Origin of the sequence: Mesorhizobium sp. B3-1-8 (genome assembly GCF_006439495.1) — a bacterium.
In the GTDB taxonomy this organism is placed as follows: domain Bacteria; phylum Pseudomonadota; class Alphaproteobacteria; order Rhizobiales; family Rhizobiaceae; genus Mesorhizobium.
In genome coordinates this window covers 1-14,756 of record NZ_VFTK01000018.1, presented here as the reverse complement: position 1 = coordinate 14,756, position 14,756 = coordinate 1, and the positions used below count along the sequence as shown (strand labels likewise).

General features: G+C 63.3%; 11 protein-coding genes. 6 read left to right on the top strand and 5 right to left on the bottom strand.

What is annotated here, in order from left to right; translation table 11 throughout:
• Positions 1-30: 30 nt before the first annotated feature.
• Positions 31-1,377 (bottom strand): nucleotide sugar dehydrogenase, encoded by a 1,347-nt coding sequence (locus FJ424_RS17760; RefSeq protein WP_140656057.1) that lies wholly within the window; start codon positions 1,375-1,377, stop codon positions 31-33.
• 445 nt (positions 1,378-1,822) lie between these two features.
• Here FJ424_RS17760 and FJ424_RS17755 point away from each other — a divergent pair, with 445 nt between their 5' ends.
• The 4 genes from FJ424_RS17755 to FJ424_RS17740 all read left to right on the top strand — a co-directional run bounded on the left by FJ424_RS17755 (position 1,823) and on the right by FJ424_RS17740 (position 8,595).
• A complete protein-coding gene (locus tag FJ424_RS17755) occupies positions 1,823-2,878 on the top strand; it encodes an NAD-dependent epimerase/dehydratase family protein (protein ID WP_140656060.1) in 1,056 nt (351 codons plus the stop codon).
• Positions 2,875-4,152 carry a glycosyltransferase family 2 protein gene (locus FJ424_RS17750; RefSeq protein WP_140656063.1) on the top strand — a complete coding sequence of 426 codons (1,278 nt, stop codon included), beginning with the start codon at positions 2,875-2,877 and terminating at the stop codon, positions 4,150-4,152. The genes FJ424_RS17755 and FJ424_RS17750 overlap by 4 nt, the downstream gene beginning before the upstream one ends.
• Positions 4,149-6,956, top strand: coding sequence for a DUF3131 domain-containing protein (locus FJ424_RS17745; RefSeq protein ID WP_140656065.1), 2,808 nt, complete (start codon positions 4,149-4,151; stop codon positions 6,954-6,956). Before FJ424_RS17750 ends, FJ424_RS17745 begins: the two co-directional genes overlap by 4 nt.
• A gap of 235 nt (positions 6,957-7,191) precedes the next feature.
• Positions 7,192-8,595: an MATE family efflux transporter gene (locus FJ424_RS17740; RefSeq protein ID WP_140656067.1), complete on the top strand. Its 1,404-nt coding sequence runs from the start codon at positions 7,192-7,194 to the stop codon at positions 8,593-8,595.
• A 41-nt stretch (positions 8,596-8,636) separates the two neighbouring features.
• On the opposite strand, the gene FJ424_RS17735 is transcribed toward FJ424_RS17740, so the two are convergent.
• From FJ424_RS17735 to speB, 4 genes are all read right to left on the bottom strand, one after another.
• Positions 8,637-9,284, bottom strand: coding sequence for an amino acid ABC transporter permease (locus tag FJ424_RS17735; protein ID WP_140656070.1), 648 nt, complete (start codon positions 9,282-9,284; stop codon positions 8,637-8,639).
• On the bottom strand, positions 9,281-9,937 hold the full coding sequence (locus FJ424_RS17730) for an amino acid ABC transporter permease (protein WP_140656073.1): 657 nt from the start codon (positions 9,935-9,937) through the stop codon (positions 9,281-9,283). The genes FJ424_RS17735 and FJ424_RS17730 overlap by 4 nt, the downstream gene beginning before the upstream one ends.
• A 6-nt stretch (positions 9,938-9,943) precedes the next feature.
• Positions 9,944-10,741, bottom strand: a complete 798-nt coding sequence (locus tag FJ424_RS17725; protein WP_140646785.1) for a transporter substrate-binding domain-containing protein — start codon at positions 10,739-10,741, stop codon at positions 9,944-9,946.
• Between the two features lie 75 nt (positions 10,742-10,816).
• Positions 10,817-11,872, bottom strand: a complete 1,056-nt coding sequence (speB, locus tag FJ424_RS17720) for an agmatinase (protein WP_140656076.1) — start codon at positions 11,870-11,872, stop codon at positions 10,817-10,819.
• Positions 11,873-12,090: 218 nt separating this feature from the next.
• Between speB and gcvA the strand changes: the two genes are divergently transcribed.
• Positions 12,091-13,074 carry a transcriptional regulator GcvA gene (gene gcvA, locus FJ424_RS17715; RefSeq protein WP_140656078.1) on the top strand — a complete coding sequence of 328 codons (984 nt, stop codon included), beginning with the start codon at positions 12,091-12,093 and terminating at the stop codon, positions 13,072-13,074.
• A 283-nt stretch (positions 13,075-13,357) separates the two neighbouring features.
• Positions 13,358-14,662: a nicotinate phosphoribosyltransferase gene (pncB, locus tag FJ424_RS17710; RefSeq protein WP_140656080.1), complete on the top strand. Its 1,305-nt coding sequence runs from the start codon at positions 13,358-13,360 to the stop codon at positions 14,660-14,662.
• The last annotated feature ends 94 nt before the right edge of the window (positions 14,663-14,756 follow it).

Here is a 14,756-nt window from a genome sequence, read left to right as displayed (position 1 = left end):
CGCCGGAACCCAGGCCGGCCGGCGAATGCCCTACGCCTTCACCACCCGGTCGCAGACGATGCCGTTGCGCTGCATGGCGTTGCGCGTGTCGATAATCAGGCGCGAATGGTTTGCCAGGAGCCCGTAGTCGACCCCGTCGTGATCGGTGACGATGACGACCGCGTCATAGGCAGCGATCGAGTCGCGGTTGAGGCGGATGCAATCCTTGCCGGCTAGCATCGGGTGCTTGCGCGTCTTCGGGATGCGCGCGACGTGAGGGTCATGATAGGCAATGTCGGCGGTGCGTGTCTCGAGCAGCTCGATCAGCTTGAGCGCCGGGCTTTCGCGCACGTCCGACACGTTCTTCTTGTAGGCGACGCCGACGATCAGGATGGCTGCCTGGCTCAGCGGCAGGCCAAGCTGTCTGTCGAGGGCTTCCGAGAGCTTCGCCATGACGTAGTGCGGCATGGAGACGTTGATCTCGCCGGCCAGCTCGATGAACTTCGTCGACACTTCGAACTCGCGTGACTTCCAGGTCAGGTAGAACGGATCGATCGGGATGCAATGTCCGCCGAGCCCTGGACCGGGATAGAACGGCATATAGCCGAAGGGCTTCGTCTTTGCCGCCTCGATGACTTCCCAGATGTCTATCCCCATCGCGGAATAGATGACCTTGAGCTCATTGACCAAGGCGATGTTGACGGCGCGGAAGATGTTTTCCGTCAGCTTCACCACTTCGGCCACCTTGATGCTCGAGACAGGCACGACCCTCTCCACGATCGCGCCGTAGAAGAGCGCCACCAGTTTCGCGGCGACCGGCCCGTCGCCGGCGACAACTTTCGGAATGGTGGCGGTTTCGAAGCCGATGCTGCCCGGGTCCTCGCGCTCGGGCGAATAGCCGAGGAAGAAATCCCTGCCGGATTTGTAACCCGTCGCTTCCAGTATGGGCTTCATCACCTCATCGGTGGTGCCGGGATAGGTGGTCGATTCCAGCACGATAAGCTGGTGCTTGCGCAGATGAGCCGCGATGGCGCGCGTCGTTCCTTCCACGAAGGAAAGGTCTGGCTCCCGCTGCTTTGTCAGCGGCGTCGGGACGCAAATTGATATCACATCGCATTCTTCGAGGGCCGCGAAGTCCGATGTCGCCTGGAAACGCCCGCCTGCGCTGATGTCCTGCAGCGCCTCGTCGGCAACGGCGCCGATATAGGACCGGCCCGCCCTCAGCCTCTCGACCTTGCTGTTGTCGATGTCGAAGCCGATCACCCGGAAGCCGGCCCGCGCCGCCACCGCGGCAAGCGGTAGGCCGACATAGCCAAGCCCGATGACCCCGATCGTGGCCGTTCGTGATTCAAGTTTCGAATGAAGTGTCGCGCCGCGAGCCTGCTCGACCAAAGTCATTGTTGCCCTCCACCAGGGCGGCTGACCGGAACCGGTGCCGCATTGCAATGCCGTGAATTCTGACGAACAGGACTTCTGGTAGCCGGCGTCATAACCCCACGTTGTCATGGGCCGCGATGCAACTCCTGTGCCACGAGTTTTCTTCTGCGGCTGAACCTTGCGCAGGGCCGGCAAACAAGGCGACTGCGGCTCGCGGCAGGATCAAGATTCTGCGGATTGTCAAGCGCGCTGCTTGTGCCGATTTCGCACGCAGTCGTTCCACTTTAGGTCATCTTAAAAAAGGAACGCCAAAAAAAGCAACGATTACAAAAAGGTAATTAACCACTGTTGTTTATCATATTATTAACTATCAGTTGCTTTGCCTGGGGAAATCCTCGTTTCATGGAGAAAGGCGCACAATGAGGGGGTGCGGCTTTCTTCTTTTGCAAACGAGGATTGTCGCTCGATGAGCATGAACAGCAACGAAGTCAGATGCCTTATCGCGGGAGGCGCGGGGTGTCTGGGGACCAACCTTGCCCGTCGCCTTCTCGATCAGGGCGCGCAGGTCGATGTCGTCGACAATCTCTCCACCGGTCGCCAGGCGAATGTCGACCAGTTGTCGCGCCACCCAAATTTCGGCTTCATCAAGATGGATATCGCCGATCCGGCAATCTGCCGGCGGTTGCAGCGCCGTCGTTACAGCCATGTCTACAACCTGGCCTGTCCAACGGGCGTTCCCAACATCAAGCGGCTGGGCGAGCAGATGCTGATGGCCTCGTCCGCCGGAACGCTGAACCTGTTGAAGATCACGCGCAGGTGCAAGGCGAAATATCTGTTCGCCAGCACCGCCGAGGCTTACGGCGATCCGGACGTCTTCCCTCAGCCCGAGACCTATGTCGGGCGGGTCGATCCGGTCGGGCCGCGCAGCCCCTACGAGGAAGGCAAGCGCTTCGGCGAGGCGCTGACCCGCTTCTGGGGCGGCAAATATGGAATCGAGGTGCGCATCGTACGCATTTTCAACACCTATGGTCCGGCCATGTCGCCCAAGGATCAGCGTGTCATCCCACAGATGTTGACCCGCCTCATCGCCGGCCAGCCCGTGCCGATCTATGGTGACGGAACGCAGACGCGAACCTTTCTCCATGTGGACGATCTGGTGAGCGGACTTCTCACCGTCGTCGAAAAGGGAGTAAGCGGCGAGGTCTACAATGTCGGCGGCGACGAACAGATCACCGTGCGCGACCTCTTCACAACGGTGAAAAAAGCAACCGGCCTTGCTGGCGAAGCAGCCTTTCGCGAGCATTTCATCGAGGATCACCGCGGCCGCTGGCCGGACACGACCAAGCTTCGGGCCCTCGGCTGGCGGCCGAACATCTCGTTGGAAGCAGGCATCCGCCAGAGCTACCAGGACCTGCTTCGCGCGATGGGCATCAAGCCGGCCCGCTCGGCTCTCGGCCCCGCGCACAGGAGGGACGGCGGCGCGCCGGTCCCGGGCGATCGGTTGCAGCCCGCCGCGCCATGAGCCCGACGGCCGCCCTCAATATGACCTTGATGGTTCTCAGCGCGTCGCTGGGCATTAACATCGCATTCTGGTGCACGGTCGGGCTGCTGCGCTTCATCGCCGAACTCGGCAGCAGCAAGGCCGCCGCGATCCCTCGCGCCATCAGGGTCGCCGATGTCGCGGTCGTCATTCCCGCGCATAATGAAGAGATCGCGCTTCCCAAATGCATTGCCGCCCTCAAGGCGATCATCCCGGCCCGGCAGATCTATGTCGCCAGCGACGGATCGAAAGACGCCACGGTTTCCATCGCCCGGAGCCTGGGCTGCAGGGCTCTTGATATCCGGCCCAACGGTGGCAAGGCCAAGGCCATAGACCGGGCGATCAAGCACTATCGCCTTTGCGAGCGGTTCAAGGCGGTGCTGATCCAGGACGCAGACTCCGAAATCGACCCACACTATTTCGACCACGCCCTTCCGCTGTTCGACGATCCGGGTGTCAGCGTCGTCGCGGGCCATGTCCTGTCGCGCTGGCGCGATCAGCGTCTGCCGACGCTGGATATGCTCTTCGCCGCCTATCGCACACGTCTCTACAGGATCCTGCAGACGGCGTTCCAATATGGCCAGTCCTGGAAATGGGCCAGCGTGAGCTATATCGCGCCCGGCTTTGCAAGCATGTACCGCACCCAGGCCCTGATGCAGATCGACATCACGGCCCCTGGCCTTGTGATCGAAGACTTCAACATGACCTTCGAGGTGCAGCACAAAGGGCTGGGCCGCGTCGCCTATACGCCGAGAGCGCGATGCTCGTCGGAAGATCCGTTCAACCTCTCCGACTACCGCAAGCAGGTGCAACGCTGGTATCTGGGTTTCTGGCAGACGGTGCGCCGGCATGGCGTCTGGCCAAGCCGCTTCTGGCTTTCGCTCGGCGGCTTGCTAGCCGAATTGCTCGTCATATCGGTTTTCGCGCTCGCTCTGCCGCTGGCCGTCCTGGCGTATCTGGCGACAGGCCTTGAAGTGCCCGCATTGTCGATCGGCCAATTGGCGATACGGCCGGTCTCGCCCGTCATTCTCCTCGCTCTGTTCCTCGCCGTCGATTATGCGCTTACACTGGTCGTCGCGGTCATCGAACAGCGGCCGAGCCTGATGCTCTACGGCATCGCCTTTCCCGCCATCCGGCTTCTCGACGCCGCTCTTTTCCTGCGCGCCCTCGTCAAATCCTTCTCCGCGAAATCCGATGGCCGCTGGGTGAGCCCGGCGCGGTACGCAATTCCCGCCGCCGACAGGAGGCACTCATGAACATAACCCGGCGTTCGGTCCTTCTCGGCGGTATCGGCATCCCGCTCCTGGCCGTTGCCGGACGAGGTGTCGCCACGGCCGCGGCGCGCCTGCCCAATCCGCTGATCGTGACCGTCAGCGGCGTCGGCGCCCACGCCGACACAGGCAAGCTCGAAGCTGTCGCAAACGCCTTCTCGTCCGCCGGTCTGCCGATCGCCATGACCATCAAGATGGCAGGCGATCCCGGCGACATACCAGGCTACAGCTCCGGCCTGGCCAAGTGGATCAGGCAGTCCGTGGAACTGGCTCCAAAAGCCATCGAATTCGGAATCCATGCCACGAAGATCGCGCCGGCCGATCCTTATCTGCAGGCCCGGCAGGCCGGCGAGATGCAGGCCGCCTTCTCGCTCATGATCAACGCGTTCGACCGTTACAAGTCCAAGGCCGTCATCACCGCGCTGACGCTGACCACCAATCAGCCGCTGCAATCGCCTCAGGACGCCGCATCGATGAGGTCGGCCGGCATTCGCACCGTCATTCGTCTTGCGGGCGAGCCAGACGACAAGGTCGGCCGGCGGCCTCCGGATGGAGGCTATTGGATGACCAACACCGGCCTTGTGAACACCGTCGCCTCGGTGCGAACATCCGCCACGTCGGGCAATGCGACAGCCGCGCTGACGGCCCCGGCCGCGCTTGCGCGGAATATCACGGCTCTTGCCGCCAACATCGACCCGATCATCATTGAAATTCCCTTTGACGCGCTCGCCGGCCTGTCCAATGCCGATGCGGCCGACTACGCGGCCGGCGTCGCCAAGGCGGTGCTTGCGGCGGTTTCATCCGGCGCCGTGCGTGTCCTGACGCCGCAGAGGCTCTATACACAGAGCCGCGCTGCCGGCAGGCGCTACATCGTGGTCAGGGTGGATGACCTGCGTCTCGACAGCGACACCGATCCGAGCCACATGGCCTTCGTCAAGGGCCTCATCGAAGCCGGCTATCCAGTCACCAACGCCATCATCCCGGCCCCCAAGGCGGGCCTGCTGTCGGCGGACGAAAACAGCAAGGCCTTTCTGCGATCGATGCTGGCCGACCAGCGATACGATATCGCGGGGCATGGCTGGCACCATACGCCTTCCGAGCTGCTCGGAAACTCGCTCGCCAAGGACGTCGACCTCATCAGGGACTGCATGAGCGAAATCTACCGCTCCACCGGCAGGCTGCCGCTGACCTATATTCCTCCGAACGACGATTTCGACGACAACACGCTCGATGCCGTGGCCGGCACAGGGACGCCGATGTTCGCCGCCGAGAAGGGCGACATGCGCTGGTTCAACGGTCTCGACAGGCGTGGAGTCCTGCATGTGTCCAATACCGTCAAGTTCGAAGCCGCCTGGACCGGCGACCTTCCCTACTTCTCGCAAGAACAGGTCTTCGATTATCTTGGAGAGGACAATGATGCGGTCTTCTGCATCCACCCGGACACCGCCAAAACGCCCGAAAAGAAGCAGGTGATACTCGACTCCATCACCCGGATGGCAGGCCTGCCGGGGACGACGCTGGTCAATTTCGCGCAGTACTACAAAGCCGTCTGCCCGGCCATGCCGAAGGTGGATCGCATCCGGCAAGCCCGTGCCGAGGTATCGGTGAAGGACTGGAGAAAACCCGATCCGTATTGGCTGGAGGAGGAAGCGCTGAGGGCCGATGCCGAACTGGCCTGGACCTATTTCGACTGGGGCGCAAGGCATTACAACGGCATGGCGCCGGCCACGTCCTGGATCGAATCCGGCAAGCAGGCCGGATATCCGTTTGTCACCATGTGGGATATCGGATCGCACATCCTGGCGGCGGTTTCCGCCCAACGCCTGCGCATCATCGACCAGACCGAATTCGAGACGATGATCAATCGGATCCTGGCATTCCTGGGCCAGGGCGATTTCAGCTTCGCCGGGGTGAAGATTCCAAATACCGAGCGGCGGCTGAGTTCAAGGGGCGGCGAGCGCGATGGTTTCGATAGCGCCGATACCGGGCGCCTGCTCGTCGCGCTGAAGATCCTGGACAGCTACACCGCGGGTGCCTTCCCGGTGTTCAAGCTGGTGCGGCATTGGTCATTCGGACCCGTCCTCAAGGATGGCGAGATGCATGTGGTGAGCGACACCGGCAAGATTTCGTCGGGACAGTACAACAGCTATGCCGGCTATGCCGGCCGCGGATACAGCCTCTGGGGCGAGGCGATATCGCCGGTCTTCGGCACTGCGGATCCGAGCAACGACATGGACGCCGCCCTCGCGGCCATGGTGGAAATCCAGCGGCGCGGCCGCATAGCGACCGAGCCTCATGTCACCGAGGAAATCGAGCTGGGCGCATCACCGCATGGGCGGCTGATCGCGGACATCCTCTACGCCGCCCAGATGAAGCGCTTCCAGGACACCGGCATCCTGACCTGCGTTTCAGAGACCGCCATGGCCGGGCCGCCCTATTTCACCTACCAGGGCTACCAGTTGACCCACGATGGCGGCACTTTCCCGGTCGACACGTTGAAGACCTCCGCGCCCGAGAAGGCGGCGAAGCTTTCCGACTCGCTGCGGCTGGTCAACTCCAAGGGCGCCTATCTGTGGCTCGCGGCGCGGCCGGGCGACTACGCGCAAAAGCTCGTAGCCCATGTCAGGGAGCGCGCCAGGATGAAGGGAATAGGTTTTTCCGCCGGCATATCCGAGCGGACCGGCAAGCGGATCGAGGTCACCGATATCAACACCAACGGCGTCATCCTCGAGTCTGTCGCCTATATACTCGGTGGCCGCAAACCCCTGATTTCACGCGCAGAGGCCTGAACTGCGCCGCTCCTTGCGGTGGTGGAATCGCGCTGCCCGGCGTTTCTGTCACCTGGCACGGAAGCGGCAGCCGTCGCGCCGGGTTGCGTCGGCTGGATCAATCGCTAGCCGGGCCCCTCCCTTGCCAACATGTCGCATTTCGTTCACAAGGCGACGCAAATGGCGCCATTTCGCGCCGTTGTTGTGCGGCTTCCGGCCCTTTGGCCGACGCGCCGTGTTCTGAAAGAGCAGAACAATGTCTGCGATCGAAGCCGGCGCTCGCGCGCCGGAAAACCTTTGGCGTCAGGAAATCAGGGCGACGATCACGCTTGCCTGGCCGATGGTGCTGACCAATCTCGGCCAGACCGCCATGACCGCGACCGACGTCATGATGATGGGCCGTTTGGGGTCCGATACGCTCGCCGCCGGCGCGCTCGGCGCCAACCTCTACTTCATGCCACTGATCTTCGGCCTCGGCCTGATGCTGGCGACCTCACCGATGATGGCGACCGAGCTCGGCCGCCGCCGCCATTCGGTGCGCGACCTGCGCCGCACCGTGCGCCAGGGCCTGTGGCTGGCGATCCTGATCTCGATCCCGATCTGGATTTTTCTCTCGCACGGCGAAGAGGTGCTTTTGGCCATGGGCCAGAAACCGGAGCTCGCGCATCAGGCCGGCATCTACCTGCACTGGCTGCAATGGGCGGTGCTGCCCTTTTATGGCTATATCGTGCTGCGCTCCTTCATCTCGGCGCTGGAGCGGCCGGGCTGGGCGCTGATCATCGTTTTCGTCGCGGTCGCCTGCAACGCCTTCTTCAACTGGGTGTTCATGTTCGGCAATCTCGGCGTCAAGTCGATGGGCATCGCCGGCTCCGGCCTTGCCACCACTCTGTCCAGCACGCTGATGTTCGTCGGCCTGGCGGCGGTGGTGATGCTGGAGAAGAAGTTCCGCCGCTACCGTCTGTTCGGCCGCTTCTGGCGCTCCGACTGGCCGCGTTTCCGCGGCCTGCTGAGACTCGGCATGCCGATCGCCGGCATCCTCGCTTTCGAGGTCACGATCTTCAATGCGGCGGCGCTGCTCATGGGGCTGATCGATGCGGATTCGCTGGCCGCCCACGCGATCGCCATCCAGATCGCCTCGATCTCCTTCATGGTGCCGCTCGGGCTCAACCAGGCGGTCACCGTGCGGGTCGGCCTGGCGCACGGCGCCGGCAACCCGGATGGCGTTTCGCGCGCCGGCTGGACTGCCTTCGTCATCGGCGTCTCATTCATGGCGCTGATGGGCCTGGTGATGATTCTCTGGCCGCATGCGCTGATCAGCGCCTTCATCGATCTCGCCGATCCGGCCAATGCCCGGGTGATCACGCTTGCCGTGTCGTTCCTTATGTTCGCCGCGCTGTTCCAGATTTTCGACGGCGCCCAGGCGGTCGCGGCCGGCATGCTGCGCGGCTTGCACGACACCAAGGTGCCGATGATCTACGCCGCGATCGGCTATTGGGGCGTCGGCCTGCCGCTCGGCGTGCTGCTCGCCTTCCATTTCGGTCTGAACGGTATCGGCATCTGGATCGGCCTGGCCTCGGGGCTAGCCGTGGTGGCGGCGCTGCTCCTCGCGCGCTGGCTCAGGCGCGACCGCATCGCGCCGGCGTTGTCCTTCGGGCATTGACAGGAAAGGCTGCCGGCACGATCGGCAGCCTTTGCGCCGGCTCAGCGCGCTCCGGCGCGTTGCTCCAGCCGCCGTGCGTATTGCGTCAGCGGGAAGCACATGATGAAGAAGATCAGCGCCACCAGCCCGTAGACCTTGAACGGCTCGAAGGTCGCGTTGTTGATGGCGTTGGAGGTCCTGACCAATTCCTCGAAGCCGATGATCGAGGTCAGCGCCGTCGACTTGATGAGCTGCACCAGGAAGCCGACGGTCGGCGCGCGGGTGATCGCGAAGGCCTGCGGCAGGATGATCAGCCTGAGCTCCTGCAGATAGTGCAGCCCGAGGCTCGCGCCGGCGTCCCACTGACCGCGCGGCAGCGCGTCGACGCCGCCGCGCCAGATCTCGGCCAGATAGGCGCTGGCGAAGAAGGTCAGCCCGAGCGCCGCCGCCGTCCATGGCTCGATGCGCAACCCCAGCATCGGCAGGCCGAAGAACATCAGGAAGAGCTGCATCAAAAGCGGCGTGCCCTGGAACAGCGCGATATAGCCCGAAGCGATGCGCCGGCTCCATTTGGTCTTGGCGATGCGGAAGAACAGCACGATCAGCCCGACCAGCGCGCCACCGATGAAGGCGGCGAGCGACAACAGCACCGTCCAGCGCGCGGCGAGCAGCAGGTTGCGCAGGATGTCCCAGAAGGTGAACTCGATCATGAAACACCTGCTCCAAGCGCCTGGCGCCCGCCGGCAACGAGCAGCCGGCGCAGTCCAATCGACAGGCCGAGATAGACCAATGTCACCACGAAATAGGTCTCGAAGGCGCGGAAGGTGCGGGCCTGCAGCATGTCGGCCTCATAGGTCAGCTCGCGCACCGCGATCTGCGACACCACGGCCGATTCCAGCATCATGATGACGATCTGGCTGGTCAGCGCCGGGTAGATCACCTTCAGCGCCTGCGGCAGCACGATCTTGATGAACACCTGGCGAGGCCTGAGGCCGAGCGCCAGTGCGGCTTCAGCCTGGCCGCGCGGCACGGCGTCGAGCCCGGCCCCGACGATCTCGATCGTATAGGCCGCCATGTTGAGCGTCATCGCCAGCATCGCGGCCAGGATCGGGTCGAGCCTGATGCCGAGGCTGGGCAGGCCGAAGAAGATGAAGAACAGCTGCACCAGGAACGGCGTGTTGCGCATCACCTCGACATACCAGCCTATGGCCCGACGCAGCAGCACGGGGCCGTTCCGCCGGCCCGCGGCGCCGAGAATGCTGAGCAGCGTTCCCGCCACCGTGGTCACGACGATCAACAGGATCGTCGTGGCCGCGCCGTGAGCGATATCGCCCACAGCGCCTGGAAGCCAGCCGAAGGCCACGGCAGCTCAATCCTTGAGATTGTCGGGATTGAGCGGCGTCTTCAGCCAGGCCTTCGAACTCTCGTCGAGCTTGCCGTCGGCGAGCATCTTGGCGACCGCGTCGTTGACCGCCTTCTTCAGCCGGTCCTCGTTCTTGTTGAGGCCGATATGCGAAGGCGAAGTGAGCAGCTGGAATTTCTGCTCCGGCTGCAGCGCGTCCTGCTTGGCCAGAACCTGGGCGCCGACATCGTTGCCCACCACCATCAGCTGCGTTTGGCCGGAGATGAAGGCCTGGATAACCGCATTGTAGTTGTCGAAGCGGCGGATGTCGGCGGAAGCCGGTGCCGCTTCCGTCAGCGAGGTGTCCTCCAGCGTGCCGCGATTGACGGCGATCGACTTGTCGGCAAGGTCTTCCTTGCCTTTGACCGTCATTGCCTTCGGGCCGATGACGGCGATGTAGTAGGGCGCATAGGCGGCGGCGAAGTCGATGACCTGCTCGCGTTCCTTGGAGTAGCCAACGCTCATCAGGATATCGACGCGCTTGTCGGTGAGATACGGGATGCGATTCTGGCCGGTGACGCTGACCAGGTTGAGCTTCACCTTCAAGGCATCGGCGATCGCCTGCGCGACGTCGACGTCATAGCCTTTGATGCTCATGTCGGCGCTGGCCGACGAGAAGGGCGGGAAGTCGGAGAAGATGCCGACATTGATGGCGCCGGCCTTGGTGATGTCGTCGACGGCATCGGCCTTCGCTTGCGTGGCCAGGCCGGCGCCGAGGATGACTGCCGCGGTGATGACGGATTTCAGTGCGTTGCGAAGAGTCATTGTTGTTCCCCTGCTGGAAGCTTGTTTGTTGCATCCGGCCGCCGGCTCCAGCGCGGCGGCCGTGTTGGTATGGCATTAGCCCTTCTTGATGGCCGGGCTGAACACCATCAGGCTGAGAATCTCGAACAGGACCTGGGCGCCGACATGGGCGGTGTTGGTGGTCGCGTCATATTGCGGCGCCACCTCGACGACGTCGCCGCCGACGATGTTGAGGCCCTTCAGGCCGCGCAGCAATTCGAGCACCTCGCGCGTCGTCAGCCCGCCGACTTCCGGCGTGCCGGTGCCGGGCGCGAAGGCCGGATCGATGCTGTCGACGTCGAAGGAGATATAGGTCGGGCCGTCGCCGACGATTTTGCGCGCCTTCTCGATGATTGCCGGGATGCCGAGCCCGGTCACCTCCTCGGCATGCACGACGGTCATGCCGGATTCGTAGGTGAACTCCCACAGATACTCGGCCGAGCCGCGGATGCCGATCTGGATCGTGCGCGAGGGATCGAGCACGCCGTCCAGCACCGCGTTGCGGAATGGGCCGCCGTGGTGGAACTTGGTCATGTCGAACAGCCCGCTGGTGTCGCAGTGGGCATCGATATGGATCATGCCGACCGGCGCTTTTTTGCCGACCGCCTTCAGGATCGGATGGCTGATCGAGTGGTCGCCGCCGACCGAGAGCGGCAGCACGCCGGCGTCGACGATCTGGTTGGTGCGCTTTTCGATGTCCTCATGGCTGATCTCCAGCCGGTAGCGGCTGCGGAACGGCGTGTCGCCGATGTCGGCGACGCGAAGCTCATGCGTCGGCGCGCATTCCAGCACATGGTTGTAGGGTCCGATGCGCTCGATGGCGCGCAGCGCGCGCGGCCCGAAGCGCGAGCCGGGACGGTTGGTGACGCCGAGGTCCATCGGCACGCCGATCATCGCCACCTGCAGGTCGCCGAAATCCGGATTGTCGGCCGATATTTCGCGGTAGGGCGCGGCGAGGAAGGTCGGGATGCCGGAATAGGGCGCCAGCCTTGTGCCCGACTTGTTGAAGATCTTGTCGGCGACCTTGCGGAATTTCGGGTCGAACATCTCGCCGCCATGGCTCTCGCCATATTTGCGGCGCAACGCTTCGAGCTTGCCGCGATCGTAACCCATGTCCGGTCTCCTCTCTTGCCTGCCTGCAGCGCTGCCCGCATGGACGATTTGCCAAGCCAGCCTGTTGTCCGGCTGGATCGTTGCCCGCCGGCTGTGCTGCGGATTTCACGTCTCTTGAAGCTGTTCCGGGCAAAAGTGTCGGGCAGCCGCTTTGAAAAATCAATTGATATTGTTAGGGTCTTGGCTGTGAGAAAACCTCACAAAGTAGGAGCCGACCCATGGCCAAGCGCCTGCCGCCCCTGAACCCGCTGCGCGCCTTCGAAGCCGCGGCGCGGCACGCCTCGCTGACCAAGGCCGCGGGTGAGCTGAATGTCACGCACGGCGCCGTCAGCCACCAGATCAAGGCACTCGAGCAATCGCTTGGCGTGAAACTCTTCGAGCGCGCCGGTCAGCGCGTGAAGCTGACGCCGCATGGCGCCGAATTCCTGCCGGCGGTCTCGTCCGCCTTCGACGGCATCGCCGCCGCCACCCAGCGCATGACCAGGCCGGCAAGCGCCGGCGCGCTGTCGGTGTCCTGCGTGCCGGCGCTGCTCTTGCTCTGGATGACGCCGCGGCTCGGTTCCTTCACGGCGCAATATCCGGACATCCAGCTGACGCTTATCCCATCCAACGACGCCCGTGATATTCGCGCCCCGCAGATCGACGTCTGCGTGCATTATGGCGACGGCAGCTGGAGCGATTGCTGGATACGCAAATGGTCGGGGCTGGAACTTTTTCCCGTGGTCAGCCCGACGCTGATCAACAACCGGCCGATCCGCGGCGTCCGCGACCTTGCCGATCACGTCTTCCTGCACGGCGACGACGGCCGCGAATGGCACACCTGGCTGGCCGCCGCCGATGCGCTCGATCTGGAGCGCGGCCGCCGCCATCATCTGGGCGATGCGCGCATGGCGACGGAGGCCGCCGTGCACGGCCATGGCGTGGCGCTCGGCGATTCCGTCACCGCGCGCGCCTTGCTCGCCAGGGGCATGCTCGTCGCGCCTTTTACCTTGTCGGTGCCGGCGGTCGATGATTTCTACGTCGTCTGCCGCAACGAAATGCGCTCGGCGCCGATCGTCCAGCTCTTCATCGACTGGCTGTTCGCCGAGAAGGAGCAGGATGAGGGCCGGGCCGACGCGCCGGTGGCCGGCCGCGTGCCCAGCCGCAGGAAACGCCCCGCCCTGAAGGTGATCGGGGCTAGAGCAATTCCAGGAAAAGTGTGAAGCGGTTAGGCTCGGCGACTTCGCCGTAGCCTCCGTCTGGAAATGCTCCGGCGCGGCGTCTTGATGGCTGGACTTGCATAGCTGCTTTTTGTCGGGCCAGCTTGCAAAGCAGCAAGCGCGTTCGAAAATACAGTGCTAAGAGGCATTCCCGCGGCCAGAGCGTGATCCCGAAAGGTTGGAACCGGTTTTCGGAAAAGATCATGCTCAACAAAAAAGCTAGATCAGGATGGCGATTCAACGAAACGTCATCCTGATCTAGCGAGCAACGAAAGCGCATTGAGACATGGCAAAGACCGATATAGCGCGGCGCGTCTACAACCACACCTGGAAGCTCGACCCGATCGTCCGCAGCCTGCTGGACACCGACTTCTACAAGCTCCTGATGCTGCAGATGATCTGGGGCATGTATCCCAAGGTCGACGCCACCTTCTCCCTGATCAACCGCACCACCTCGGTGCGCCTGGCCGACGAGATCGACGAAGGCGAACTGCGCGCCCAGCTCGACCATGCCGGCACCTTGCGTTTTTCCAAGAAAGAGATGATCTGGCTGGGCGGCAACAATTTCTATGGCCGCAAGCAGATCTTCGAGCCGGAATTCCTGGCTTGGCTGGAGAATTTCCGCCTGCCCGACTACGAGCTTTCCAGGCGTGACGGTCAGTACGAGCTCTCCTTCCCCGGCCCCTGGATGTACACCACGCTCTGGGAAATCCCGGCCTTGGCCATCATCAACGAGTTGCGCTCCCGCGCGGCGATGCGCTCCTACGGCCCGTTCGCGCTCGATGTGCTCTACGCCCGCGCCAAGGCTAAGATGTGGGCCAAGACCGAGCGGCTGAAAGCGCTGCCCGGCATCCGCATTTCCGACTTCGGCACAAGACGCCGCCACTCCTTCCTGTGGCAGCGCTGGTGCGTCGAGGCGCTGAAGGAAGGCATCGGCGATGCCTTCACCGGCACCTCCAACGTGCTTCTGGCCATGGACAACGACCTCGAAGCCTTGGGCACCAACGCGCATGAGCTGCCGATGGTCTTCGCGGCGCTGGCCAATTCCGAGGAGGAATTGCGCGAGGCGCCCTACAAGGTGCTGCAGGACTGGCAGCGCTATTATGGCGGCAATCTCCTGATCGTGCTGCCCGACGCCTTCGGCACGGATTCCTTCCTGCGCGACGCGCCGGACTGGGTCGCCGACTGGACCGGCTTCCGCCCCGACAGCGCCCCGCCGATCGAGGGCGGCGAAAAAATCATCGACTGGTGGCGCAAGAAGGGCAAGGACCCCAAGCAGAAGCTGCTCATCTTCTCCGACGGTCTGGAGGTCGAGACCATCGAGGAGACCTACAGGCATTTCCGCGGCAAGGTGCGCATGTCCTTCGGCTGGGGCACCAACCTCACCAACGATTTCGAAGGCTGCGCCCCGACCGAAACCGACAGCCTCGACGCCATCTCGCTGGTCTGCAAGGTCACCGAGGCCAATGGCAGGCCGGCGGTGAAGCTGTCGGACAACCCCGCCAAAGCGACGGGGGATGAGAAGGAGATCAAAAGGTATCTGAGAATTTTTGGCGAGAAGGGGCGGGTGGAGCAGTTGGTGAAGGTGTAGAGGCATCGGTGATGTCCATGCCTGGATCACCACCTGACGCCAATAATCCTGAAACGTTGAGTTCCCGCCCACCCCCCTCTGTCCTGCCGGACAT